A 23,296-nucleotide genomic window follows, 5' to 3' on the forward strand; every position below is an offset into this window, starting at 1 on the left:
TTAAATTCGTAGCCTCATTTTTACCATTTGTTCATAATCTTTCAATTTGTAGTGATACCCTAACCTAGGGTAAGGGTTAGTTTTTCTCAGATTCCTTTGATTAAATTTCTTTTCTTATATTCAGGTGCTTTCTTAGCAATTTCAATAAGCTGTTCTCGCACATGCCCCTCTACAGATTTAAATAATTTTTTAATCCCGCGGTATTTCTTGCTTTCCTGTTTGATACCACCTGCAAAACAAATATATTGTTCTTTAAGGTTAAAAATATTTCCTTTGTCATCTTGGAGAAGATATTCAGATTCATTATTGGAATTAGCAATATATTCCAATATATAATCAGTCATTACAGTATGGTCTTCATTATATTTATATTCTAACTCTCCTTTATTATTTGATGTTTTCTTACTCCATTTTTCTGTTACTATTGGAGCTATGATTTCTTGCATATGATTAATTACAGCATTCTTTAGAATACTAGTGGGTGCCTTCTCAGCATGCATCTTTCCATGTTTTCTTCTTTCATCATTAACATCACTAATATCCATATTTTTTCTTCCAACTATTTCCAAGAATTCACTTTTTATGTATGTTTGGAATTCATCTTTAGAAACTAAAAGATTATTGCAAATAGTTAGATTTCTATCAACCACGTAAGAATTTAAAGGATCTATAAATAAATCATCATATTTGTTAGGATCAAATTCCTTTATTGTTTCAATATCAGAATATTTTATTTTAAATTCTAATTTATTAGATTTAATAAGATCTCTTAGGATCTGTAATACAGAATGGTATCTTTTGTAACTCTCAGAGAGCTCTATAAATAGATCATCAGATAAATAATCTTTACCTATATTATCCACAAATTGAGATATATAATCTGTAATATCGCTACAAGAATTATTATCCTCAAAATCATTTATACGGTCTTTTAAATAATCAATAGAGCTTTTTTTAGAGCCTCTTAAATCATTAGCCAGAAACAAATACCCTGATATATCCTTTCCTTCTTCGTGTAACTTGGCTATTTTATTATAAGCCTCATCAATAAGATCTAGTACATATTCTTGGATATTATAAAGAGAGAATTTATCTTCATCATCCCAATTTTTAATTTGAGTTCTACCTATTTTATTAAACAGCTCAATGATTCCATAATATCTTGGATTCGTTTTTATTTTGATCTTATCTTCTGGAATATTTATCTCATAAGTGGCTTCAGATAGGCTTCCAAATCTATTATAATCTTTTAAAGAGCTAGACATAAATCAATACACATTAAAAATTAGGTAAACGATCTATTTTAGCAGATTAAGGACAATAAAAGCCACCATTATTATAGATAAGCCATGTAAAAATTGCTCATTTACAATTGCAACAGTCACGTTTTGATTGAGAGTAATATTTTAATAATACTCTAGAAATAATATCATGAACCAGTTATCTATATTAGATGTAGTCAATGTCATAATAATTAACCCTAACCTATACCGAGGCTATCCATATCGCTTCAAATACTTAAAAACATTATCTAGCATCTATCTCCAATATTAATTATTTTGGTTATAGATATGGCGCATAAAATTAGACAAAGATCTTTATTATTAACTAATGATAAAGTTAAAAACTTAACTCCAACTGAGGAATCAGTTTTATATTACGACACTCAGCAAATTGGCTTATCAGTAATTGTTAGAAAAACAGGTAGAAAAAGCTTTTCCATTAGAAGGCGTGATCGTAACAAAAGAGATAAAAGAATATTAATAGGAGATTTTCCAGATGTTACTGTATCTCAGGCAAGGTCAAGAGCTATGGAGGCGATCACTGTAATACGAAATTCTAAAAATCTATACCTATCTACCCTAGATAATAAAACTACTAGCCAAAGGACGTTCCAAGAAATATTTACAGAATTCTTAAATAGATATGCAAAAGAGGAAAAAGATAGCTGGAGTCACGATGAGGCAGAAATAAATAAGCATGCAAAACACTGGTTTCATAGAAAAGCTGCTAGCATTACCAAACAAGAAGTAATTGAGCTTCATGATAAAATAGGAAAAAATTCAGGTAGAACGCATGCTAATAGAGTAATTCAAAGGATTAGTGCAATTTATAATAAAGCAATTTACTGGGAGAGGCTTCAGTTTAATCCAGCTAAAGGAATTAAAAAATTTAAGGAAGAATCTAGAGATAGATTTTTAGAAACTAATGAGATCCCAAGATTTTTTGATGCTTTAACAAAAGAGCATAACCAAACAGTAAAAGATTTTGTTATGGTGGCTCTTTTAACTGGGGTTAGGAAAACCAATATTCTTAAAATAAAATGGAGTGATGTAAATTTAGATGCTAATATCCCTAAGTTACAATTACATCTAGAAAACAAAACCAAGCCAGGACGAAATCAAGATATAGCATTGGTAGAAGATGTAATAAAAATACTGAGGTTTAGAAAGAAATTACAAGAAAGATCTAAAATCAAAAGCGATTATGTATTTCATGGGAAAGGAGAAGGTGGTTATTATAAAGACCCTAAAAAAGGTTGGGCTAGAATATTAGAAAATGCAAAAATAGAAGATTTAACAATTCACGATATTAGGAGAACTTTAGCTACATATCTGAACCAAACAGAAAGCAACCCCTTTATAATTAGTGCTATTTTAGGTCATCAGAATAAAAATGTTACAGAAACTTATGCAAGATCAAGCTTGGAAGCTCAACGTGATTCAATAGGAAGAGCTTGGAGTAAGATTAAAGAATATACAGAAAAGCAAGATTTCTGGTGGGAATAATTAATCTTTTTTCATAAAAACTATTTTCTCCAATAGAGAAGTATTTTTATCCAGAGAATTAATTAATTCAGCATTCATTAATTTCATTAAAGTTGCAAAAGATCCTCTTAAAATATGGACTTCTTCTCGGGCAAGATTTAAGTCACTTTCATAGCTGGATATAATTTTATTCACCTGCAACATTTGGGATTTAAAAAGACTAATTTCTTCGTTTAAAGCTTGGGTTTTATCGTTCATAGTAAAATATTCAATTAGATTAACAACCCATTCAATCAAAGCGGTGCAGTTGCAATTGTAAATGAATAAAAGTAAAATTTTATTTCTAATTTTGCGGTAGAAATGTTACAATTATTTTATAATTAAAATACTCCGATAATATATGTTTGAATCACTAAGGAATATTACCAATTCTACAGAAAGAGAGGCTTTAGTTTCTATAGTAGAAACTAGAACAACTGATTATTTTCCAGATACAAGTGGAAAGCATCCTGCACAAGAGCATTTTGCACAATATTCTACAATGGTAGAAGAAAATTATAAAACCCTAAAATCATATACAGATCAGTATGGATGGCCGTCTCAAGACAAATTAACAAAAATAGGATTATCACAAAAAGATGCTTTAGCTGTAGAAACAGCAGCATTTTTGTGTGTACAACATTTAGACGCAAATATAACTCCGAGGATAAAGGCAGAAAATTATGATATTACAGGGCAGGATATAGCATCTACATGGCAAGATAAATTATCAGACAGTAGAGTAGTAGGAAGGCAGAGTGAGATGTTATCATTAATGAAGGAGGATGGAGCCAATGGAGGGTTTTGTTGCTATTTAACAGATAGAACTCTTAGAAATAGTGATCAACCTCAACTTTTTGGTACACAGGGCTCTTTATCTAGCTTTGGTATAGGAGATGAAAAACCTCCTCAAATATCTTTACCAAGTGGTGACATTGTTTCTATTGATGTGGCAATATCTAATTCTGGTTTTCTTGCTAGAAGAAATAGTAGTGGGTTATCCCAAGATATGGAGTCCCTACAAACCCATAACCCCTTATCTTTTGTAAAAGAAGCAAGGAATCATTTTCCTTTACACGCTAACGATACAAAGTCACTAGATATATTAAAACAAGAAATAGCCTCAGTTAGAGATTTATCACAAAATGGATTAGACCCTAATTCTCCATTAATAAAGGAATATATAAATTCTAGTTATAGCAAGGATGGCTGGGCTAATATTCATAAAGAAATAGGTGGATTCACAGAAGTAACGAAGGATGGAAATAGGTCAGAAGGAGAAAGGATAGATGCTGAAGGATATTATGCTATTTGTAAGTTTAAAATTACGGGTCATTTAAATAAATTAAACGAAACAGATAGAGAGCAAGAAATAAAAAAATTAGCTCCCGTATTGGAAGAACATTTTGGTCTTTCAGGGAATGTAACATTTAAACAAATTCAAGATCATACAGAAAGTTATGCAAGAGAAGTTGCAGAAAAATATACAGAAAATTTTACTACTCCTGCTAAAGCATCTGCTTTATGTCAGGCAAGTGCGGTCATAATGCAAATGCCATCAGTAGGAGGAAAATGTGAAGACTTTGATCAGGTTGCACAACAACACTTTAAAGCAGCAAACCAATGTGCAGATATGGGAAGTAGCAGAGGTTGCACTTATCTATCTACAGCTTATGAATGGATGCAAGATCCTCATATTCCATATAAAGAAGCAGTAGAGCATTTAGTAGAAAAACCATCAGATATGGATTTTAATAAATTTTGCAAAGGAAAAGATACAGAATATACCGAAAAAGCAGCAGAGTTAGGTAGTTTATCTGCAGTAGGCTCTCTAGGTAAAGCGGCAAAGAAAGAAGGGAATCTTGAGCAGGCAGAGCCCCAATTAAAAATAGCTGCGGATGGAGGGTTTAACCGATATCAATATTTATTAGGAGAATTGTATCTATCACAAGGGAAAAATGAAGGAGCAAAACATTATTTAGATCAAGCTAGAGAAAATGGGTTTGATGTAGAAAAAGAACTAAAGAAATCTGGTTTAACCCTACCAGAAGAGAAAAAACAACACACTCCAGAACATAAAGCACTAGGTGAGCAATTATCAAGATCAGGTGTATCTATGGGAGAAACAGAGCCTCATTATAGAAGACCAACCACTAACTCCCTTTTAAAAGAAGGAAAACTAGAAGAAGCCATGGATCACGACCCTAAATTTGCTGATATGGTAAGAGAACAGCAGGGAAAAGGTAAGGGAGACGGATTCAGCAGATAGATAAAAATAAATTTATTATTGTAATTAATGGTATATTTTGTCTTTAGTGAAAGTAATTTCCTTTAAAGTGGGGTTCTAAATGTTCCTCGAGTTTCAACACTTCAAATAACTTTTAAGGTATTTCACCTGTAAGAAAAAATTAAAGTGCCGTAAAAATGCCGCAACTTAATAAGATTTCAAAAGATCTAAATAGATCATAAAAGAAAATAGAAGCTATAGAATTCAAACCCCAAGAGACATAAAAAGATTGAATGAGAATTAAAGAGATTTCACTTATTTAAGGCTCATAACCTGAAGGTCGTAGGTTCAAATCCTGCCCCCGCAACCAATATCAAGTATATACTCAATCAGACAGCATGCTTAATCTATCTTGACCTTCAGCCTGAACGGGATAATCGCTATGCTTTTTTCTAGGGCGCTATTCAAACTGGCTTGCGCCAGACTTTGGGTCGGCCTTTGCACCCAATTCACCTCAAGTTACCTGGTGTGACTTGACGGGTTAGCTCTTCCAGCCTCTACTTTCTCTGCAAATGTCAGCTCTTCTTTTTTAGTTAAACTAGAATTTTTTGCTTGGTCTAGCTGGGTGTCATCATCTGGATTAGAGGTTTTTGGGCTCTTGGCTGTTAAGCCACTATTTTCTATGTTTGCCTCTGTCTTCTGTTGCTCTTGCCTTTCTGCTTTAAGACTAGTTTTTTCCAAATCTGCTATGGTTGCTGGATCTACTTGCTCGATTGCTGTTTTGGTTGCATAACTTGCCATTGCACTAACAACTCCGCCTGCTGCGCTAAGTAATAAAGTTTCAGCTATCATAATAAATACCATTAAATTAATTAAGATGATAACATAAAATGTAACTTAGTTCAAGCAGTATTAGTTTTTTATGGTTTTAATTGAGTTTTTAGCAGATTAAAGCCACAGCTTGGAATCTAATATAGGTTTCACCTTTAAAACAGTTGAATAATAACGAGCAAATATGTTCTATGTTTAGTTATAAGAAATACTTTAAGATAATAAAATATTAATGCTGTATTCACAAAAACAACTGTTATTATTGGTTGCGCTAACTAATTAATAAAATTAATGACTAAATTACTAAATCAATATTCTATCTGTGTTATTGACATTGGTTCTCCCAAATTAGGTAATATTGGTTGGTGTGTTTATGATGCTTTGCATAACAAATATTACAAAGGCGCTGATTTGCTAAAATTATACCCTGTATTAAGTAGTATATGTGAAAATAATGGTTTAATTTTAGGCTTAGAAGCTCCCTTATTTGTACCTTTAAGGACCGATCTATTATTAGCAACCAAAGCCAGAAAAGGGGAGGGTAGAAGACCATGGTCGGCGGGAGCGGGGGCTCAAGTTCTGGCTCTTAATTTGCCCATAATGACCCATATTTTTAAAAATTTATTGCATCTAAAACCAAATTTAAAATTCTCATTTTCTGCCGATAATTTTACTGCAGCCACAGAAGAAGTTATGATTTTTGAGGCCTTAGTAAGTGGTACCGATAAAGGTAATACACATATAGATGATGCAGAAATAATGGTTAATTCATGTAAAAAATATCTGCAAAAGCAGCTTCTACCTAAAAATATCTTGGAAACAGAAATAGGGGTAGAATATTTTAATCTGGCAGCCGCAGCATTACAGCGAGTAGGCTATAAAAACCACATACAGCAACTTTCATCATCATTGCCAATCTATAAACCAGATTAAAATGAAAAAAAATCAATTAGCTGAAAAAACTTGTATAATATGCAAACGCCCATTTAACTGGCGTAAGAAGTGGGAGAAAGTTTGGGCCGAAGTAAAATATTGCTCCAAAAGATGTCGCAACAATAAAAATACTAAAATTAAGAAAGATGATTAAAATATTTTATGATGGTAAATGTGGATTATGTAGTAAAGAAATTAACTATTACATGAAAATAGCGCCAAAAAATACCTTTCTTTGGTATGATATTACACAAAATCAAGAAATTCTTAAGGAAGAACAAATAGAGCTTAAAGCTGCGCTCAAAATATTGCATGTAAAAGATAAAAAAGGAAATTTAAAATTAGGTATAGATGGCTTTATTGTAATTTGGTCAGCTTTGCCAAAATGGCATATTTTAAGTAAAATAATTGCTTTGCCAATTATTAAGCAAGTAGCAAAAATAAGCTACTTTGTCTTTGCTAAATATCGTTATAATGAGACTACATATTGCACTATAAAAGAAAAATAAAAGCTTAAATTCCACTTAAGTAATTAATAATCTTAAGCATATATATGGAGTAAATTATAAATTATTTGCTAAATAGATTGTTATATTATAACATTTACCCTTAATTTTTAGGCAGAAAATAATGCAAAGCAATATATTACCAGTAACAGTCTTGTCTGGATTTTTAGGCGCAGGAAAAACCACTTTACTTAATCATATTTTAAATAACCGTGCAGGTAAAAAAGTAGCAGTAATTGTAAATGATATGAGCGAAGTAAATATAGATGCTGATTTAATAGAAAAAGGCGGATCAGAGCTATCAAAAACAGAGGAAAAGTTAATGGAAATGAGCAATGGCTGTATTTGCTGCACTTTGAGAGAAGATTTATTAGAGCAAGTAAAAGAATTAGCTGCTAAAAATAAATATGACTATTTGCTAATAGAAAGTACTGGTATATCTGAGCCTTTGCCAGTTGCAACCACCTTTGATTTTAGAGATGAAAATGGTGCAAGCTTAGCAGATGTATCAAAAATAGATACTATGGTAACAGTAGTTGATGCCGCTAATTTGATAAGAAATTACAGCTCTACAGACTTTTTAAAGGATGGCGATGAAAGCCTTGGTGAAGAAGATGATCGAGCTTTAGTAGATTTGTTAGTTGAGCAAATAGAGTTTGCTAATGTTATATTATTGAATAAAATAGACTTAATTTCAGAAGAACAGCTCCAAATAGTAAAATCAATAATTCGTGGCCTAAATATAAAAGCTAAGATTATTGAGACTAAAGAGGCAAAAATAGACATTAACCAAGTGATAGACACCAAGCTTTTTAATCTTGAAGAAGCGCAGCAACATCCATTATGGGCGCAAGAGTTAAATAATTTTAAAGATCATAAACCAGAAACAGAAGAATATGGTATTTCAAGCTTTGTATATGAAGCAAGAGCGCCTTTTGATCCAGAAAAGATTCACCATTTTTTTAATCAAGAGTGGCTTGGTGTAATTAGGTCTAAAGGATTTTTCTGGCTTGCCACACAGCCAGATTTTGTAGTAGAATTATCACAGGCTGGTGCATTTGTGCGTAAAGAAAAAATAGGTCAGTGGTTAGCTGCGGTGCCGGAAGAGAGGTGGCCAGCAGGAGCTGAATTTGAAGAAGCTATTGAAAAATATTGGCATGAAGATTATGGCGATAGAAGGCAACAAATAGTTTTTATTGGACTAGTGAAGCAAATGGATGAAGAAGATATGAGAAAACAGCTTGATGCGTGTTTAATTACTGATTATGCTAAAAATAAAGCTAAATGGTTAAATGCGAAAGACCCTTTTCCTAAATGGAGTTAATTAGCAATAAGGTTAATATGAAAAAAGATATAGCAGCTGAAATAAAATATAATGATAAGGGCTTAGTGCCAGTAATAGCGCAAGAGCATAAGAGCAAAGAAGTTTTAATGCTTGCTTGGATGAATAAAGACGCTATTGCTGAAACTTTAGCAACTAATAAAGTTTGTTATTGGTCTAGATCAAGAAAAAAATTATGGCGTAAAGGAGAAACTTCAGGGCATTTTCAAACTCTAAAAGAGTTTCGCTATGATTGCGATAAAGACACAGTTTTAGTTTTAGTAGAGCAAATAGGACCTGCCTGCCATACTAATCGGCCAAATTGTTTCTATTATGCGGTTAGGGGTGAAGAAATAGAAATAATAAGTGAACCAATGAAATAAGCTTGCCAAAGTAAAATATTTTAAATAATAATGAGAGAAATTTATTATAGATTACAGAAAGAAGATTATGTTAATAAAGAAAGCTGAGATACAAGAAATTCAAAAAAAATGGGCAGATGGTATTGTAAAGATAGGCTCGCTTAAGGGTAATCTAGATTTATGTAAAGAATATAGCCACAAATTTATAGATCAATTATACGCTTTTGCAGAAGGTCCTGTTTTATTTAAACCAACCAAGGCTGCAAGAGTGCAATTTAGAGCGAATCGAGAGGCTGCATTATCTTATTTTATTGGTGGTAATCCAAATTATGAAGAAGATAAAGGTTTTGCTATTACCCCATGGAAGGAGGTTAGATTTGCAGATGATGCGCGCATGATATTAGAAGAAGATAGAGCTTTAGTTATGGGTAATTGTTTCTTCACTGATTATGATAATAATGAGGTAATGGTAGAATATAGCTTTTCTTATAAAAAATATTCTGGTCAATTAAAAATAGATTTACATCATTCTTCACTGCCATTTAAAAATTAATATTTTTGCAACCCCCTAAGCTTAATTGCATAAGATAGATTATGCGGCTAGAGCCACCCTTATGGTTATGGAGTAATGTTTTGCATAGTTTTTGTTGTTATACCAAGTCTCATTTGTAAGGATGATTATATTCAATGAATTTTGTGCTAGAAATTTTGCCTTAGAATTGCAGGGCTAGCTATTGCTAATGCAAAATTTCAAGGTAAAATTTATGGAAAAAAATTGCAGAAGAGAATTAGCTTTATAGATGGGATTCGGCATTATGTAAGTTTTTAGTAAAAAGAGGTAAAAAGCTAAGCAAGATAGTTAGCGACCAAATATTAAGTAAAAAAGGAATAATTAGAAGATCTATTTAGCTGGAGAGAAATATACCCCTGTTAAATAAAATTATGTAATTTTTCTAACTATTAACTGAGAATCCAACGCTTTATGTTTTTTTAACATTCTCATATTGGGAAAAAGAGTAGTTAATTTACAACAAAAATAAAAGAAAAGTTAGTAGTCTAAATTAAGGTGATTATTTTCTAAGGTGAATGGTAGAATATTTGCAGTAAATTATTAGATGCTAATAGAGCTGAAGCAAATTTCACTTACATGGAGAAAAGACAATATGCTTTATTCTAAATTTTTTGGTTTAGTTCTGTTAAGGGCATTTAAATAAAGTTTGACGAAAATACTAAGATTAAGATAAAGCAAACTAAAAATAGATAATTTATAGATAAAATGCTGGCTTTTGGCATAAATAGAAAATAATTTTAGTAAAATTGAGAAGCCATAGGAGCTAAAAAGAGATAAGTTTGTAGCTACTTCTTAATTTTGCTATTTATACTAATTTAGTCATATTTATTGTAAATAGTGCTTTAAATTAGCTGTTAATTTCTAATATAGGCTGGGATATTCTGATGACTTTACTGAACATATCTTGCGCTTATTTCTTAGCTTAATTATAATGGAATTATCGATTATTATTTAGCAGGCTTAACTAAATTATAAATATGAAAAATTTAACTAAATTAATATCGTTAATATTAATCACTATATTTTTATCTGCTATGAGTAAAAAAGAGGCTAAGAACATTTTGGGAGCTAAATTAGAAGCATGCTGCTACGCTCCTATGACAGGGTTTTTTAGAGATGGTTTTTGTCATACTAATCAACTAGATCACGGAACACATGTGGTGTGCGCTGTGGTTACAGATGAGTTTTTAGAATTTTCCAGGGCAAAAGGGAACGACTTGGTTACACCAAGGTTAGAATATCAATTTCCAGGTTTGAAAGCTGGAGACTCATGGTGCTTATGCGCTTTAAGGTGGATGGAAGCATATGAAAATGGCGTTGCTCCACCGATCAAGGCGGAAGCTACAAATGAAAAAGTTTTTGACTTTATCGCTAAGGAAAAATTAGAAAAACATTATATTCAATAAAATGAAGCAAAATTTCTATAGAATCATTATTCTTATTATATTGGTAAATATGAGTTTTAAACCAGCTTTTAGTAAAACAGAAGAGCCTAAATACCAGGTTTTAACTAAAGAAAATAATATTGAAATTAGAAATTATGAAGCAAATATTATCGCAGAGGTGACGGTGCATGGACAAAGAAAAGCTGCCGCTAGCTCAGCTTTCCGTATATTAGCTGATTATATATTTGGTAATAATGAACAAAATATTAAAATTTCTATGACAGCGCCAGTAAGGCAATATTTAGCAAAAGCAGATTTTACACCAGAAGCCAAAGAAGCATGGAATATTAGTTTTATAATGCCAAGCAAATTTACGTATGCCGCTTTACCAGCTGTAAATAATCCAGAAATTAAGCTAAGGAAGCTAAATAAAAGAAAATATCTAGTTATTAGATTTAGTGGCCTGGCCTCTGATGGTAAGCTAAAAGAAGCGCTAGAAGAATTAAGATATTATGTAAAAATTAATGAATTAAGGGTTAAAGAGAGCGTATTATTTGCCTTTTATAATCCGCCATGGACTTTGCCTTTTTTGCGCCGTAATGAAATAATGTTAGAATTAATAAATTAAACAGTGATGCTTAAATCTGAGTTTTAACTTTATTTTGGTTGGTATATCTTGCAGTTAAGGCTGCAAATTCCTAATGTTTGTTTATTCATCACTCTCATATATAAGATATTATGTGCCTTTTCTATAGTGTTAATAAAAAAATCTAGAAATAAATTGAATTCTAGCTACCTAGCTAGAACGCTTTTATTATCTTTCTTTAGTTATATTTCGGGGGGTAAGGTGGTATATTTTCTGTGTATTTCGCACTTTAATAGCTTTTTTCTATCATCTTGCTGTGATTAACTAATAAATGAGAAACAACCTTTTTAAATGGTTTATATCCTCTAAAATCATCAGTCATCAAAGTTGTAGATTTTGGGCCAATATTCTTAAAAAGAATAGAATGCAATGATTTGCAATCCAGTTTACTTCCTTCTTTGTTAGAGTGCTGCTTAGTCTTAACTTTGCCACCTCTTTCAATCATTCCAACTACACACTCCTTATCAGTTCCACAACCTCTTTTTGGAGGTAGGAAATCATTAGCTAAATGGCGTTAAAAAGCTAAGCTTTTTATTTGCAATTTGCCTGCAGCTTTTTTCGATAAAAAAGTAATAATTAAGCCTTTAAATTAGCGTTAATTATTGGCTTGCCTCTTATTTCTTTAGGCTCTTTATTACCAAATTCTAGCGCAGGTTTGGCCATTTAGCCAGATCATTAAAATAGCTTGAGAAAATTGCCTGTAATCAGCTAAAATTAACTAATTTTACTACAAAAGCATATCCTATAAATATTAGGCAATTAAGTGCTGGTTTTGAGGTTTAGCTTACAGATTATCTAGCTCTAATTCACTTATGTTAAGAGTCTTGCATATAGCCTTAGCTTTTATGTAGGTTTCTAATAATTCTTTTTCTGGTTCTGAATCATATATTATTCCTCCACCAACTTGAAACTCAAAATAATTACCCTGAATAATTATAGTACGAATTACTACAGAGAAATCTGCTGAGCCATCTCCACCAAAATAGCCAATAATTCCAGAATATACCCCCCTTTGTTGCAACTCTAATTTTGTAATAGCCTGCATGGACGCAATTTTTGGAGCGCCAGTCATGGAACCAGGTGGTAAAGAGCTGGTAATTAAGGCTAATGATGAGCTATTTTTTTGCGCTGAGATACTGGAAGACATATGGTGTAAATTACTGAAGCTATCAATGTCAAATAGGCTGTCAGTGGTAACAGAGTTAAGTTTTGCTAATTTACCTAAATCATTGCGCATTAAGTCAACTATCATTAAGTTCTCAGCTTGGTCTTTGCGGCTTTTCTTTAATTTTATTTTACTGTTTGAAGTGCGTTTAATAGTGCCCTTAATTGGTCTTGTATTAGCTAAACCTGACTTATCAATATTTATAAAGCGTTCGGGAGATGAAGAAATAACCTCAAAATCAGCTAATTTTAAATAGCTTGCATATGGAGCCGGGCTTTCTTTACATAAAGAGCTGAAAATAGCAAAATTATCCTGCCCTGAAATTTCGCCATAAAATTTTCTAGTTAAATTGGCTTGGTAATAACTACCTGCACTAATATCTTCTCTTATTTGTACAACTTTAGCTAAATATTCAGTGCGGCTTATATTAGAGCTAAGATTATTGATAGTAAAATGATGATCTTGTGGAACTAGCTCATTAATATCTAGGCTTGTGTTATTTACACTGTAATATTTCGCGATATTAGTGTTATGCTCAAAGATTATAAGATTTTTCGGTTTAAAAAACAGTAATTCATCGTTGTTCAAGTGACTCTTCTTTGCTATAGTTAATTTTTCTTGCTTCGCATGATTAAATTCATAAGCAAAATAACCAAACCACATATTTTCAACAACATCTTTAGACTCTGTTAAAGCTAATTCTAGCTCACTATTAGATGTAGTAAGCTTTTCTACGCCCCATGCTAAATAGCTTTTTGTGCCACTATATGAGTGCTTTGCACCAGAATATAAAAATGCTACATAGTCAGATTGTCTGTTTATAGCATTGGCTAGATTTAACGGGCTGTTAAAAGTTAATTTATGTCTAAATTTCACGGCAATTTACGCTTTTATTGCAAAACTTATAGCAGTTTTCCAGGAAGAGATATATTTTTTTCTGGTTTTTTCGCTAATTTTATTATGTGTATATTTTTGTTCAATTTTATGTAGTTTTCTAAGCTCTGCAAAGGATGTAAAGAAGCCAGTTTGCAGGCCAGCTAAATAAGCGGCGCCCATACTAGTAAGCTCTAGGTTATATGGTTTATAAACTTCCTTAGCTAAAATTTCGCAAAGAAACTGGTTAAACCAATTATTAGAAGCTATACCTCCATCTATATTTAAGCTATCTAAGCCAAAGCCTTCTTGTTTAAGTGCCGCACATAAGTCATGAGTTTGGTAAGCAATAGCTTCGAAAGTGGCGCGCAATAAATGTGCTTTGCTTGTATTATGACTTAAACCAATAATTACTCCTCTAGCTTTGTCTTGCCAATAGGGGGCTCCAAGTCCGGATAAAGCTGGCACCAAGTAAACTCCACCATTATCTTCTAATTGTGCCACCTCTTTTTCTGCATGAGCAAAATCAGAGTATAATTCTAATTTATCTTTAGCCCAATTTAAAGCAGAGCCAGCATAAAATACTGAGCCCTCTAGAGCATAAAAAACTTCATTTTTTTTGCTATATAAAATAGTAGTTAATAATTTGGCCTCAGATTTATGGATCTTTTTTCCAGTATTTACCATAATGAAGCAACCAGTGCCAAAAGTTGCCTTAGCATCCGCTTCATTAAAGCAACAATGACCAATTGTTGCTGCTTGTTGGTCACCTATAACTGAGCTTATAGCTAGCTCTTCGCCCAATATGCTAGGGCATAAAGTGCCATAATGATCCATAGAGTTTTTTACTTGAGGTAACATACAATGTTTCACGTGAAACATTTTGAGTAATTTAGCATCAAAATCCAGTTTTCTTAAGTCAAAAAGCATGGTTCTTGAAGCGTTGGAAGTGTCTGTTGCGTGAGTTTTTTTACCAGTTAAGTGATAAATTATAAAGCTATCAATGGTGCCAAGCGCATAATTTTCTAGGTTTTTATTCTTTAATTTATGCGTAATAAGCCACTTTATTTTGCTGGCAGAAAAATATGGGCTAGGGACTAAGCCAGTAATTTCAGTAATGTAATCTTGTTCTTTTTTAGTGAGTGATTTAAGCTCATTACCCGTCCGGCTATCTTGCCAGCTAATTGCATTATAAATTACTTTGCCAGTTTTTTTGTGCCAAATTAAAGTAGTTTCGCGTTGATTTGTAAGTCCAATAGTTAAGATGTTGCAATTTAATTTTAGCGCTTTGTGATAAACATCTTTTATGCAAAATATTACAGAGTTTAAAATTTCATCAGGGTCTTGTTCAACCCAGCCATCTTTTGGAGTTATTAGGGAGATAGATTTTCGCGCAGTGTAAATTATTTCTGCTTTTTGGTTAATAAGGTGCGCTTTAGTTGAGGTGGTTCCTTGGTCAATTGCTATAATTAGATCCATCTTGATTTGATTTTAAATTTTTTTGATAAAAGCTATATGCTAGAAGAAAATCTAAGCCAGAAAACTCTACATTACCTTGGCCATTATAATTGCCATTTACTCTAAATTGATTGCGTTTCCAATCATGATAGGTACTTGGTCTGGCATAAATAGGTAAAGGCTGTTTGCTTTCTAGCCAGCGTTTATTTTTGATGATATTAGTGAATTTTGTGGTTTTCACTCCTTCTCTTCCGGTATTAATGATTTCTAGATTATTAAGGCTTAAGGGAAAGCTGGCTAAAATATTTTTGCTATAATTTAAGCTTTGAGGACTATCTTGGAAGATGTCATAATAAAGCAAGTCATAGAAGATATTTTGCTCTTTCTTTAAATTTTGATATAACTTAGCAAAGATTTTTTTATAAACTTCGTCATTTGTAGCTTTTATAGAGGTGTATAATTTTAAATAATTTAGCCAATTAGACGAGGTAGAGGCAAGGTCCCAAAAGCCAAAAAGGCGTAGATAGGTGATTTTGTTTTTCTTGCGATATTTTTTGCGATAAAAATTATCTAATTTATCTTGTAGCGCTGCCTTGATCTTGTCATTGCTAACTAAAATATTTGCAACCTCAAAGAAGGCAAGACCAGTTAATTGTTTAGAGGGGTCTAATTTTGCCTTAAATTTGCCAAATTCAACTTCTGAACCATCGGGTTCTATTAATTCTAAGTTATTATTTAAAATATATTTAATGATGGTGGTATAATGTTTGGAGAGCATATTTTTAATTTTAGGCTCAGTAAAATTCTGATATGCAAGTAAATATGCAAAAGCTAATAAGCTATAACTATTAGTTGCAATTTGTTCGCTAGCAATGGTGAATGTATCACCTTTTTTAATAACATATCTGGGCAAATAGCCGTTAAAACCATCAAGATTCTCTAGATAATAAATTCCTTTGATAATATTATGTGCTAATTTCTGATATTGTTCTTCCTCAGTAGCCTGATAGCGCAGGGCTAAATAGCCAAGAAATAGTAACGACTCATCTATATGAGCTTCTATTTTGCTGCTATTTAAATGATGGTATCTTTTAACTAAATTAGGTTCAATTATAAAGTTTTTTTTAAATCTCTGATAAAAATATACTTCTTTTTCGGCCAGATTTAGTGAGGATGCCTCTTGGGCTCTTTGTGTGATATTTAGGTTCGAGGAAGAGACTTTCTGTGCTAAAATATTTTTGTCATATTTTGCTTCACCATGTAAGCAGCCAGAGAGTATTATGCTAAAAATTAAATATAAGCTGAATTTAGGCATTACTTTTAAGTTATAGTTATATTTAAGCGTAAGGCTTAATTTTCAATTGGCAAAAGTTAAATTATAAACAGTATGATTTAAGAAGTTTTAATAAATTTTGACAATTTTCTTGCTAAACTTATTTAATATCTAATTATTAACTAATAAGCACATCAAGTTTAAATTATGAAATTATATATATATGATCACTGCCCTTATTGTGTTAAAGCTAGAATGATTTTTGGTTTTAAGAATGTGAAGGTTGAATTAGTAACTTTGTTAAATGATGATGAGGCTTTGCCCATAAAGATGATAGGGCAAAAAATGGTGCCTATTTTAGCCACAGAAAATGGCGATTATATGGCTGAAAGCCTAGATATCATAAATCATATAGAGCAGAATTATGGTGCTAAAATTTTAACTGAACCAAAAGAGCTAGATATTGGTAAAATAGCAAATTGGCTAATTGAGATAAAAGAATATAGTTACAAGCTTGCGATGCCAGCTTGGCTTTTAGTTTCTGAGCGCAAGGGCTTCTTGGGTGAGTTTGCAACAAAGGGTTCTAGGGCTTATTTTCAACATAAAAAAGAGTTATATATAGGCTCTTTTGCGGCGCATAGAGCTGAGCAAGCCAGCTATATTAAGGAGGTAAATAAATTATTAGTTAAATTAGAAGATATTTTGCATAATAGTGAGTCAGTTTGTGCTAATTTGTCGTTAATGGATATTCATTTATATGCGGTAATTAGAAGTTTATCTATAATTAAAGATTTGGAATATGGACCAAAATTGACTGCATATCGCAAATTTATGGCAGATTTTGCTAAAGTAGAATTACATGATAAAATAGCAATTTAGCAAATGGATTTTTAGTTTAGCTGCATCCTGATAAAGATTTAAAGATAGTTGCTGTTCAGCAGCAAGGGCATGATAATCGTAGCTTTCGTTTAGGCCATAATTTACTAATTAGAATGGCTATAGCGCCACAATATGCAGGAAAAGTTAAATTAGAGTATGAATGGTTGCCAAAATTAGCTAAGAATATTTCATTAAAAATACCTAAAGCGGCTACATCTTGGGCAGTCTTCAGTTGCTTATCCATATAATTGGTCAATATATGAGTGATTGTAGGGTGAGTCTTTGAACTTAATTGAAAGAAATAAGTTAAATTTAGCGGAAATAGTCAAGCTATTGCTGATCTTATTAATGATTTACATGAAATTAACACCCAAAATGATCCTCCAGCTGGTAAGCATAATTTTTGCAGGGGAGCTGGGCTTAAGTTTTTTTATGCTGATGCTATAGTTAAGATCAAAAAATTTAGTACAAGCATAAACAGCCAGAAAGCAATATTTATCATGGAGCAAGCTTTAAAATCACAATGGGAAAAAAGCCAGTTTGGCTACATGGAGATTTAGCTATAGGAAATATATTGCTTAAAAATGGAAAAATAAATGCAATTATAGATTTTGGAGGTGTGGCAGTGGGTGATCCAGCTTGTGATTTAGCGTTATATTGGAATTTTTTAAGGGTAAATCTCAAGATCTATTTAAATCCAGATTATCTTTAGAGTAAGATGTTTGGGTAAGAGCAAGAGCTATGGTGTTATGGAAAGCAAGCTATAAGTTATTATCTATTAAAGCTAAGGATAATAAAGATTCTAAGCTTTGGTCTGCCATAATGGATGAAATCTTATTAGACTAACTATAGAAATTAAATGATTTCAATTGCTAAAGCGTGAATTTCAGTTAATTCTGCTTTAAGAATGCTGTTGATTTTACGATGTATTGCAACGCGTGAGAGCTGGTTAAATTCTGTTGCAGAAATTTTGATTCTAAAATGTGATTCACCCTCGCCAGAAAAGCCATTATGACCTGCATGTAAATGTGATTCATTAATTACCTCTAATGCGCTACAATTTAGCTGCTGAGTTAATTTTGTTTCAATAATATTTTGATACATTATAAGCTATTTAATAAATTCATAATTTGCGGATCTTCCCAATTTAAATAACCAGATACTTTTAAATGTGCATTTAAGTCACGATCAACTATCAAGGTTGTGGGTACGCCATAAGACATAACAGCTGCATAAGCTTTTAAACCCAAGTCTCTATATATTGCTAAATTATTAATATTATGCTCTTGATAAAACTCTTTTAATCGAGTTAAAGACACTGCGCTATCAATTGAGATTGGGATAATAGCCATATTTTCTTCGCCAAAAATTTCAATCATTTGATCAAATTGAGGTAATTCTTTAACGCATGGCTGGCACCAGGTTGCCCAAAAATTTATAATTAATACTTTGCCTTTATATTGCTCTATATTAATTAATTTATTATTCTCATCAGTGAAATTAAATAAAGGCAAAGGTTCGGGTGGGGAGATCCTACCAATTTCAGCTTTTGGAATATCGTAACTTTCTAGCTCGATTTTTTTAAAAAGCTTGTTATAAACTATGTAACCTGTAAAGGCTAAAATTATTGCAAAAAGTGAAATTATAGTAAAATTCTGTGATTCTTTAGCCATATTAAATTTTTACAGGAAATATAATTACTAAAATATAAATTATAAAGAAAAAAATGACTAAAGATTCAAAAGCAAACCCAATGTGGGGAGGGCATTTTTCAAAAGCACCTAGCCAGGTGATGGAAGATATTAATGCGTCAATAGCTTACGACCAGAAATTATATCAACAAGATATAAAGGGCTCAATAGCGCATGCTACCATGCTAGCTAGTTGCAAAATTATTACCAAGCAAGAAGCAGCAGAAATTATTACCGCCTTAGAGCAAATAAAAGAGGAAATTAGCACTGGTAAATTCGAGTTTAAAGCTGAATTAGAAGATATTCATATGAATATAGAAGCTAGATTAAAAGCTATTATAGGAGATGTGGCGGGTAAATTACATACCGCACGCTCCAGAAATGACCAAGTTGCTACTGATTTTAAATTATATGTAAAACAAGCAAATTCTGAAGTTATAATCTTACTGAAAGAATTAATTTCTGCTTTAATTAAACTGGCTGAGAAGAATCTTGAAACAATTATGCCAGGATATACTCACTTACAAGCCGCACAACCAGTAACTTTTGCGCATCATTTACATGCATATGTAGAAATGTTAGCTAGAGATTTATCACGCTATGAAGATGCAAATAACAGATTAAACCAGTCCCCCCTAGGAGCGGCGGCATTAGCTGGTACTTCTTTTCCAATTGATCGCCATAAAACGGCCAAATTATTAGGGTTTAAAGAGCCAACCAACAATTCTTTAGATAGTGTTTCTGATCGCGATTTTGCTTTAGATTTTTTGGCCAATACCTCTATAGCAATTAGTCATTTAAGTCGCTTTGCCGAAGAAATTATCATTTGGCTTAGTAAAGCTTACGATTTTATTAAATTGTCAGATAGCTTTACTACTGGTAGTTCAATAATGCCACAAAAGCGTAACCCAGATGCAGCAGAGTTGGTTAGAGGTAAAACTGGGCGTATATATGGTAATTTAATGTCTTTACTAACTACAATGAAGGCATTGCCACTTGCTTACAGTAAAGATATGCAAGAAGATAAAGAGCCTTTATTTGATAGTCATAATACTATTATAATAGCGTTAAAAGCTATGATAGGTATGGTTACAGATATGGAGGTAAAAGCAGAGAATCTGTTAAGTGCCACAGCGTCAGGTTTTATAACCGCTACAGACCTTGCTGATTATTTAGTGAGAAATTTCAAAGTTCCTTTTAGAGAGGCGCATCATATCACTGGCAAATTAGTCAAATTAGCAGAGCAAAATAAAGTGGATTTAGCAGATTTAAAACTTGAGGATATGCAAAAAATAGAGCCCAGAATTAAAGAAGACATTTATTCTGTTTTAACTGTAGAAAACTCGGTTAAATCAAGAAGCTCGTATGGAGGTACGGCACCATTGCAAGTTGAGGTGGCGTTAAAAGAGGCAAAAAAGAAATATGTTTAAATTTATCATTATATTATTAATTTTTAATATTATATCCTGTGGTAAAAAGGGTGTATTATATATACCAGAGCAGAAAAACATTAAGCAGCAAGAGGAAGTAAATGGATTATTTTAATTATAAAGAAAATATATTACATGCAGAAGATGTCGCAATTCCAGATATTGCCAAGCTAGTTGGTACTCCATTTTATTTATATTCGGCAAGCACATTTATTAGACATTATAAAGTTATGTCAGACGCCTTAAAGTTAAATAAAAAGCTAATTTGTTTTGCGGTAAAAGCTAACAGTAATATATCGATATTAAAACTTTTGGCAGAGCAAGGTGCTGGTGCCGATGTAGTTTCACAAGGAGAAATTTTTAGGGCTTTAAAAGCTGGAGTGCAAAGTAGTAAAATAGTTTTTTCAGGTGTGGGCAAAACCTCGACAGAAATAGCTTATGCTTTAGAGAAGGGTATTTTTCAGTTTAATGCAGAATCATGCGAAGAAATAGAGCAAATAAATCAAATAGCACAAGAAATGAACATGATAGCTCCAGTTGCTATTAGAGTGAATCCTAATGTTGGAGCTGGTGGTAATGAAAAAATCTCTACAGGCAAGAAGGGGGATAAATTTGGTATAGATTTAGATATGGCAGAAGAAGCGGTGAAGTTAGCATCTAAGGCCAAGCATGTTAACTTTAAGGGGTTATCTGTACATATTGGCTCACAAATTAACAATTTATCTGCTTTTGCCGCAGCTTTCAGAAAATTATTTGAATTTATACAAAAGCTAGAAGAAGCAAATTATGCATTAACTACTATAGATTTAGGTGGCGGTGTGGGAGTGCCATATGGTGATAATGAGACAATAGAACCAGTAAAATATGGTGAATTAATCAATCAATTAGTAGAAGAATTTAAACTAGAAGATAAAAAATTTATCTTTGAACCAGGTAGAATGATTGCCGCAAATGCTGGCATTTTAATTGGTTCAGTAAATTTTATTAAAAAAACTAAAGCAAAAGAATTCGCAATTATTGATGTTGGTATGAATGATTTAATGAGAACTGCTTTATATGATGCAAAGCATCAATTTGTTCCCGTAATCAAACATAGTAAAGGGCAAAAACTTTATGATTTTGTGGGTCCTGTTTGCGAAACTACAGATGTGTTTCATAAAGATCTACAATTTCAACTATTAGAAAGTGAAGATTTGATCGCCATACGCTCTGCTGGTGCATATGGTGCGGTTATGGCTAATGAATATAATACCAGACCTTTAATACCAGAAGTTCTGGTTACAGGCAGTGACTATAATGTTATTAGAAGAAGGCCTGATTACAATGAAATGATTAGCTTGGAATTATAGTTTATTTAGTATGGTAGTTTTTCTGTAGTTTTCTTTGTAGAGTTCTGCGGTGCATATTTAGTTGCGTGGCAGTTTTGCTAATATTAAAATTATTCTTTTCCAATATTTTTTGAATATTTTCCCATTCAAGTTTTTTTAGATTGGTTTTAGTAAAGCTCTCTATTTCATTTTGCTTGCCATCTAAAAATGCATTTAAAACCTCTTTAACGGAAGCTGGCTTTGTTAAAAAATTAAGAGCACCATTCTTAATAGCACTAACAGCAACGTTAATACTAGCATAGCCAGTTAGCATGACTATTTTGATATTATCGTCCTTGTCTTTTAGAGTTTCAATAAAATTTAGTGAAGAATTACCCGCAATATTTAAATCTAAGAGCGCATGTGTAAAATTATATTGCTCTAGCAAGCTACTTGCTTGTTCAATATTATATGCTGTGTAAGCAACAAAACCCTTTCGAATGAAGCCGGCTTTAAATAGTTGGGCTAAAGTTTCATCATCTTCTAAAATAAGTAATGTATTCATATTTTAATAGGTAAATCTATGGTAATAATTGCTGGCTTTAGCTTAGAAATTTTTAGTTTTGCGTTAATTTTTGCTAAAGTTAATTTGCTTAAATATAGCCCATAACCAGATTTATAATTCTTGCAAAAGCCCGCCCCATTATCACTAATTTGAATGGTTACTTTTTGTTTTTCGCTAATAATAACTACTTTAATATGGTTAGCCCCTGCATTGAGTGAATTATCAAATAAATTATATAATGCATAAGCAATATCATCGCTGTAAATTATATGATAATTACTTTCTATTTTTGACGAAATTGTAATTTTACAGCTAGGAAAATAATTTTCCCATTTGGCGCAAATATCTAAAAGCACTTCGTTTAAGAGGTGTTTTTTATTACTATCTGCTTTATTGCTATATTTAACTACATCATTAATTATATTATTAGCTCGCTTTACTTGCTCTTTTAATCTTGTGAAATTCTTCTTTGGCGTAATTTTTTCAGCTAATTCAGCACCGATTAACTCTATAGAATTAAGCGGTGTTCTTAACTGGTGCGCTGTGTTAGCTGCAAGTAAACCAAGATATTTTAAATGATAATCTTGTGCTACTAAATATTCTTTCTGGCGTAAATTTCTAACTAATAAATAAATAAAAAAACTAGCGGTTAAAGCAACCAAGATAAAAGATACAAGCATGCCAAATAGATGAAATTTATAGAAAATTAAGGGAGGCGTATTGGTTGTAAATTGGAATGGAATATAAAAGAAATATAAACAGCTATAAAAGAAGATGGCATATATAATTAGGCTAATACCCATAAAATTAGGTAGCATTATAACAGATAAAATAATGGGTAAGATATATAAAGAAATAAAGGGGTTATTGATGCCACCTGCAATAAAAATATGAGCGGTAAATATAGCTATGTCAAAAAATAAGAAAATAAGTAATTTATTACTAATCCTAGTTTGTTTCTCAATGATTACCATTTCATGGTCTGAGATGATGAATTTTGAAGAAGACTTTTCAGATATAAACTTCAGATACAGTTTTGGACTTGGGATAGTCAAACAAGAGCAAA

The 23,296-nt window shown here is 32.0% G+C and carries 24 protein-coding genes and 1 pseudogene; 14 read left to right on the forward strand and 11 right to left on the reverse strand.

Annotated features, from left to right (window positions below; translation table 11 throughout):
• Positions 1-86 precede the first annotated feature (86 nt).
• Positions 87-1,265, reverse strand: coding sequence for a hypothetical protein (locus tag HOH73_00545; protein ID MBT5827361.1), 1,179 nt, complete (start codon positions 1,263-1,265; stop codon positions 87-89).
• Between the two features lie 306 nt (positions 1,266-1,571).
• Here HOH73_00545 and HOH73_00550 point away from each other — a divergent pair, with 306 nt between their 5' ends.
• A complete protein-coding gene (locus tag HOH73_00550) occupies positions 1,572-2,789 on the forward strand; it encodes a tyrosine-type recombinase/integrase (GenBank protein ID MBT5827362.1) in 1,218 nt (405 codons plus the stop codon).
• Here HOH73_00550 and HOH73_00555 read toward each other — a convergent pair whose 3' ends face one another.
• A complete protein-coding gene (locus HOH73_00555) occupies positions 2,790-3,026 on the reverse strand; it encodes a hypothetical protein (GenBank protein MBT5827363.1) in 237 nt (78 codons plus the stop codon).
• 142 nt (positions 3,027-3,168) lie between these two features.
• On the opposite strand from HOH73_00555, the gene HOH73_00560 reads away from it, so the two are divergent.
• The gene (locus HOH73_00560; protein MBT5827364.1) at positions 3,169-5,076 is read left to right on the forward strand and encodes a hypothetical protein; all 1,908 of its coding nucleotides are present in this window, start codon (positions 3,169-3,171) and stop codon (positions 5,074-5,076) included.
• Between the two features lie 477 nt (positions 5,077-5,553).
• Here HOH73_00560 and HOH73_00565 read toward each other — a convergent pair whose 3' ends face one another.
• On the reverse strand, positions 5,554-5,886 hold the full coding sequence (locus tag HOH73_00565; GenBank protein MBT5827365.1) for a hypothetical protein: 333 nt from the start codon (positions 5,884-5,886) through the stop codon (positions 5,554-5,556).
• Positions 5,887-6,156: 270 nt separating this feature from the next.
• Between HOH73_00565 and HOH73_00570 the strand changes: the two genes are divergently transcribed.
• The 8 genes from HOH73_00570 to HOH73_00605 all read left to right on the forward strand — a co-directional run bounded on the left by HOH73_00570 (position 6,157) and on the right by HOH73_00605 (position 11,571).
• Positions 6,157-6,798: a hypothetical protein gene (locus HOH73_00570; GenBank protein MBT5827366.1), complete on the forward strand. Its 642-nt coding sequence runs from the start codon at positions 6,157-6,159 to the stop codon at positions 6,796-6,798.
• Position 6,799: 1 nt separating this feature from the next.
• Positions 6,800-6,952 carry a DUF2256 domain-containing protein gene (locus HOH73_00575; protein MBT5827367.1) on the forward strand — a complete coding sequence of 51 codons (153 nt, stop codon included), beginning with the start codon at positions 6,800-6,802 and terminating at the stop codon, positions 6,950-6,952.
• Entirely contained in the window at positions 6,945-7,307 is a 363-nt protein-coding gene (locus tag HOH73_00580; GenBank protein ID MBT5827368.1) for a DUF393 domain-containing protein, read from the forward strand. Before HOH73_00575 ends, HOH73_00580 begins: the two co-directional genes overlap by 8 nt.
• Before the next feature lie 121 nt (positions 7,308-7,428).
• Positions 7,429-8,628, forward strand: coding sequence for a GTP-binding protein (locus HOH73_00585; GenBank protein ID MBT5827369.1), 1,200 nt, complete (start codon positions 7,429-7,431; stop codon positions 8,626-8,628).
• A complete protein-coding gene (gene hisI / locus HOH73_00590) occupies positions 8,619-9,008 on the forward strand; it encodes a phosphoribosyl-AMP cyclohydrolase (GenBank protein MBT5827370.1) in 390 nt (129 codons plus the stop codon). Before HOH73_00585 ends, hisI begins: the two co-directional genes overlap by 10 nt.
• Positions 9,009-9,075: 67 nt before the next feature.
• Positions 9,076-9,540 (forward strand): hypothetical protein, encoded by a 465-nt coding sequence (locus HOH73_00595; GenBank protein MBT5827371.1) that lies wholly within the window; start codon positions 9,076-9,078, stop codon positions 9,538-9,540.
• Between the two features lie 1,052 nt (positions 9,541-10,592).
• On the forward strand, positions 10,593-10,964 hold the full coding sequence (locus HOH73_00600) for a DUF2237 domain-containing protein (GenBank protein MBT5827372.1): 372 nt from the start codon (positions 10,593-10,595) through the stop codon (positions 10,962-10,964).
• Positions 10,965-11,013: 49 nt separating this feature from the next.
• Positions 11,014-11,571: a heme-binding protein gene (locus HOH73_00605; GenBank protein MBT5827373.1), complete on the forward strand. Its 558-nt coding sequence runs from the start codon at positions 11,014-11,016 to the stop codon at positions 11,569-11,571.
• 247 nt (positions 11,572-11,818) lie between these two features.
• Here HOH73_00605 and HOH73_00610 read toward each other — a convergent pair whose 3' ends face one another.
• The 4 genes from HOH73_00610 to HOH73_00625 all read right to left on the reverse strand — a co-directional run bounded on the left by HOH73_00610 (position 11,819) and on the right by HOH73_00625 (position 16,400).
• Entirely contained in the window at positions 11,819-12,034 is a 216-nt protein-coding gene (locus tag HOH73_00610; GenBank protein MBT5827374.1) for a hypothetical protein, read from the reverse strand.
• A gap of 339 nt (positions 12,035-12,373) precedes the next feature.
• Positions 12,374-13,630 carry an anthranilate synthase component I family protein gene (locus tag HOH73_00615; GenBank protein ID MBT5827375.1) on the reverse strand — a complete coding sequence of 419 codons (1,257 nt, stop codon included), beginning with the start codon at positions 13,628-13,630 and terminating at the stop codon, positions 12,374-12,376.
• A 6-nt stretch (positions 13,631-13,636) separates the two neighbouring features.
• The gene (glpK, locus tag HOH73_00620) at positions 13,637-15,106 is read right to left on the reverse strand and encodes a glycerol kinase GlpK (protein MBT5827376.1); all 1,470 of its coding nucleotides are present in this window, start codon (positions 15,104-15,106) and stop codon (positions 13,637-13,639) included.
• Positions 15,084-16,400, reverse strand: coding sequence for a hypothetical protein (locus HOH73_00625; GenBank protein ID MBT5827377.1), 1,317 nt, complete (start codon positions 16,398-16,400; stop codon positions 15,084-15,086). The genes glpK and HOH73_00625 overlap by 23 nt, the downstream gene beginning before the upstream one ends.
• Positions 16,401-16,565: 165 nt before the next feature.
• Between HOH73_00625 and grxB the strand changes: the two genes are divergently transcribed.
• Positions 16,566-17,237 carry a glutaredoxin 2 gene (grxB, locus tag HOH73_00630; protein MBT5827378.1) on the forward strand — a complete coding sequence of 224 codons (672 nt, stop codon included), beginning with the start codon at positions 16,566-16,568 and terminating at the stop codon, positions 17,235-17,237.
• 500 nt (positions 17,238-17,737) lie between these two features.
• A pseudogene (locus HOH73_00635) lies at positions 17,738-17,954 on the forward strand (phosphotransferase).
• A 138-nt stretch (positions 17,955-18,092) separates the two neighbouring features.
• Here HOH73_00635 and HOH73_00640 read toward each other — a convergent pair.
• Both HOH73_00640 and HOH73_00645 read right to left on the reverse strand, forming a co-directional pair.
• Positions 18,093-18,341 (reverse strand): BolA family transcriptional regulator, encoded by a 249-nt coding sequence (locus HOH73_00640; protein ID MBT5827379.1) that lies wholly within the window; start codon positions 18,339-18,341, stop codon positions 18,093-18,095.
• Positions 18,341-18,910, reverse strand: coding sequence for a TlpA family protein disulfide reductase (locus HOH73_00645; protein ID MBT5827380.1), 570 nt, complete (start codon positions 18,908-18,910; stop codon positions 18,341-18,343). The genes HOH73_00640 and HOH73_00645 overlap by 1 nt, the downstream gene beginning before the upstream one ends.
• Positions 18,911-18,963: 53 nt before the next feature.
• On the opposite strand from HOH73_00645, the gene argH reads away from it, so the two are divergent.
• Entirely contained in the window at positions 18,964-20,358 is a 1,395-nt protein-coding gene (gene argH, locus HOH73_00650) for an argininosuccinate lyase (protein MBT5827381.1), read from the forward strand.
• 101 nt (positions 20,359-20,459) lie between these two features.
• Entirely contained in the window at positions 20,460-21,707 is a 1,248-nt protein-coding gene (gene lysA, locus HOH73_00655) for a diaminopimelate decarboxylase (GenBank protein MBT5827382.1), read from the forward strand.
• 1 nt (position 21,708) lies between these two features.
• On the opposite strand, the gene HOH73_00660 is transcribed toward lysA, so the two are convergent.
• Positions 21,709-22,230 carry a response regulator gene (locus HOH73_00660; protein MBT5827383.1) on the reverse strand — a complete coding sequence of 174 codons (522 nt, stop codon included), beginning with the start codon at positions 22,228-22,230 and terminating at the stop codon, positions 21,709-21,711.
• Positions 22,227-23,296 (reverse strand): HAMP domain-containing histidine kinase (locus HOH73_00665; protein MBT5827384.1); only part of this gene is annotated, 1,070 nt, incomplete at its 5' end. The genes HOH73_00660 and HOH73_00665, both read right to left, overlap by 4 nt.

Source organism: Alphaproteobacteria bacterium (genome assembly GCA_018667735.1).
Taxonomy (GTDB): Bacteria; Pseudomonadota; Alphaproteobacteria; order Rickettsiales; family JABIRX01; genus JABIRX01.

Bases quoted from the DNA above. Each gene is read 5' to 3' on its own strand.
- HOH73_00545 (MBT5827361.1), bottom strand. From the start codon at position 1,265: ATGTCTAGCTCTTTAAAAGATTATAATAGATTTGGAAGCCTATCTGAA.
- HOH73_00550 (MBT5827362.1), top strand. From the start codon at position 1,572: ATGGCGCATAAAATTAGACAAAGATCTTTATTATTAACTAATGATAAA.
- HOH73_00555 (MBT5827363.1), bottom strand. From the start codon at position 3,026: ATGAACGATAAAACCCAAGCTTTAAACGAAGAAATTAGTCTTTTTAAA.
- HOH73_00560 (MBT5827364.1), top strand. From the start codon at position 3,169: ATGTTTGAATCACTAAGGAATATTACCAATTCTACAGAAAGAGAGGCT.
- HOH73_00565 (MBT5827365.1), bottom strand. From the start codon at position 5,886: ATGATAGCTGAAACTTTATTACTTAGCGCAGCAGGCGGAGTTGTTAGT.
- HOH73_00570 (MBT5827366.1), top strand. From the start codon at position 6,157: ATGACTAAATTACTAAATCAATATTCTATCTGTGTTATTGACATTGGT.
- HOH73_00575 (MBT5827367.1), top strand. From the start codon at position 6,800: ATGAAAAAAAATCAATTAGCTGAAAAAACTTGTATAATATGCAAACGC.
- HOH73_00580 (MBT5827368.1), top strand. From the start codon at position 6,945: ATGATTAAAATATTTTATGATGGTAAATGTGGATTATGTAGTAAAGAA.
- HOH73_00585 (MBT5827369.1), top strand. From the start codon at position 7,429: ATGCAAAGCAATATATTACCAGTAACAGTCTTGTCTGGATTTTTAGGC.
- hisI (MBT5827370.1), top strand. From the start codon at position 8,619: ATGGAGTTAATTAGCAATAAGGTTAATATGAAAAAAGATATAGCAGCT.
- HOH73_00595 (MBT5827371.1), top strand. From the start codon at position 9,076: ATGTTAATAAAGAAAGCTGAGATACAAGAAATTCAAAAAAAATGGGCA.
- HOH73_00600 (MBT5827372.1), top strand. From the start codon at position 10,593: ATGAGTAAAAAAGAGGCTAAGAACATTTTGGGAGCTAAATTAGAAGCA.
- HOH73_00605 (MBT5827373.1), top strand. From the start codon at position 11,014: ATGAGTTTTAAACCAGCTTTTAGTAAAACAGAAGAGCCTAAATACCAG.
- HOH73_00610 (MBT5827374.1), bottom strand. From the start codon at position 12,034: ATGATTGAAAGAGGTGGCAAAGTTAAGACTAAGCAGCACTCTAACAAA.
- glpK (MBT5827376.1), bottom strand. From the start codon at position 15,106: ATGGATCTAATTATAGCAATTGACCAAGGAACCACCTCAACTAAAGCG.
- HOH73_00625 (MBT5827377.1), bottom strand. From the start codon at position 16,400: ATGCCTAAATTCAGCTTATATTTAATTTTTAGCATAATACTCTCTGGC.
- grxB (MBT5827378.1), top strand. From the start codon at position 16,566: ATGAAATTATATATATATGATCACTGCCCTTATTGTGTTAAAGCTAGA.
- HOH73_00640 (MBT5827379.1), bottom strand. From the start codon at position 18,341: ATGTATCAAAATATTATTGAAACAAAATTAACTCAGCAGCTAAATTGT.
- HOH73_00645 (MBT5827380.1), bottom strand. From the start codon at position 18,910: ATGGCTAAAGAATCACAGAATTTTACTATAATTTCACTTTTTGCAATA.
- argH (MBT5827381.1), top strand. From the start codon at position 18,964: ATGACTAAAGATTCAAAAGCAAACCCAATGTGGGGAGGGCATTTTTCA.
- lysA (MBT5827382.1), top strand. From the start codon at position 20,460: ATGGATTATTTTAATTATAAAGAAAATATATTACATGCAGAAGATGTC.
- HOH73_00660 (MBT5827383.1), bottom strand. From the start codon at position 22,230: ATGAATACATTACTTATTTTAGAAGATGATGAAACTTTAGCCCAACTA.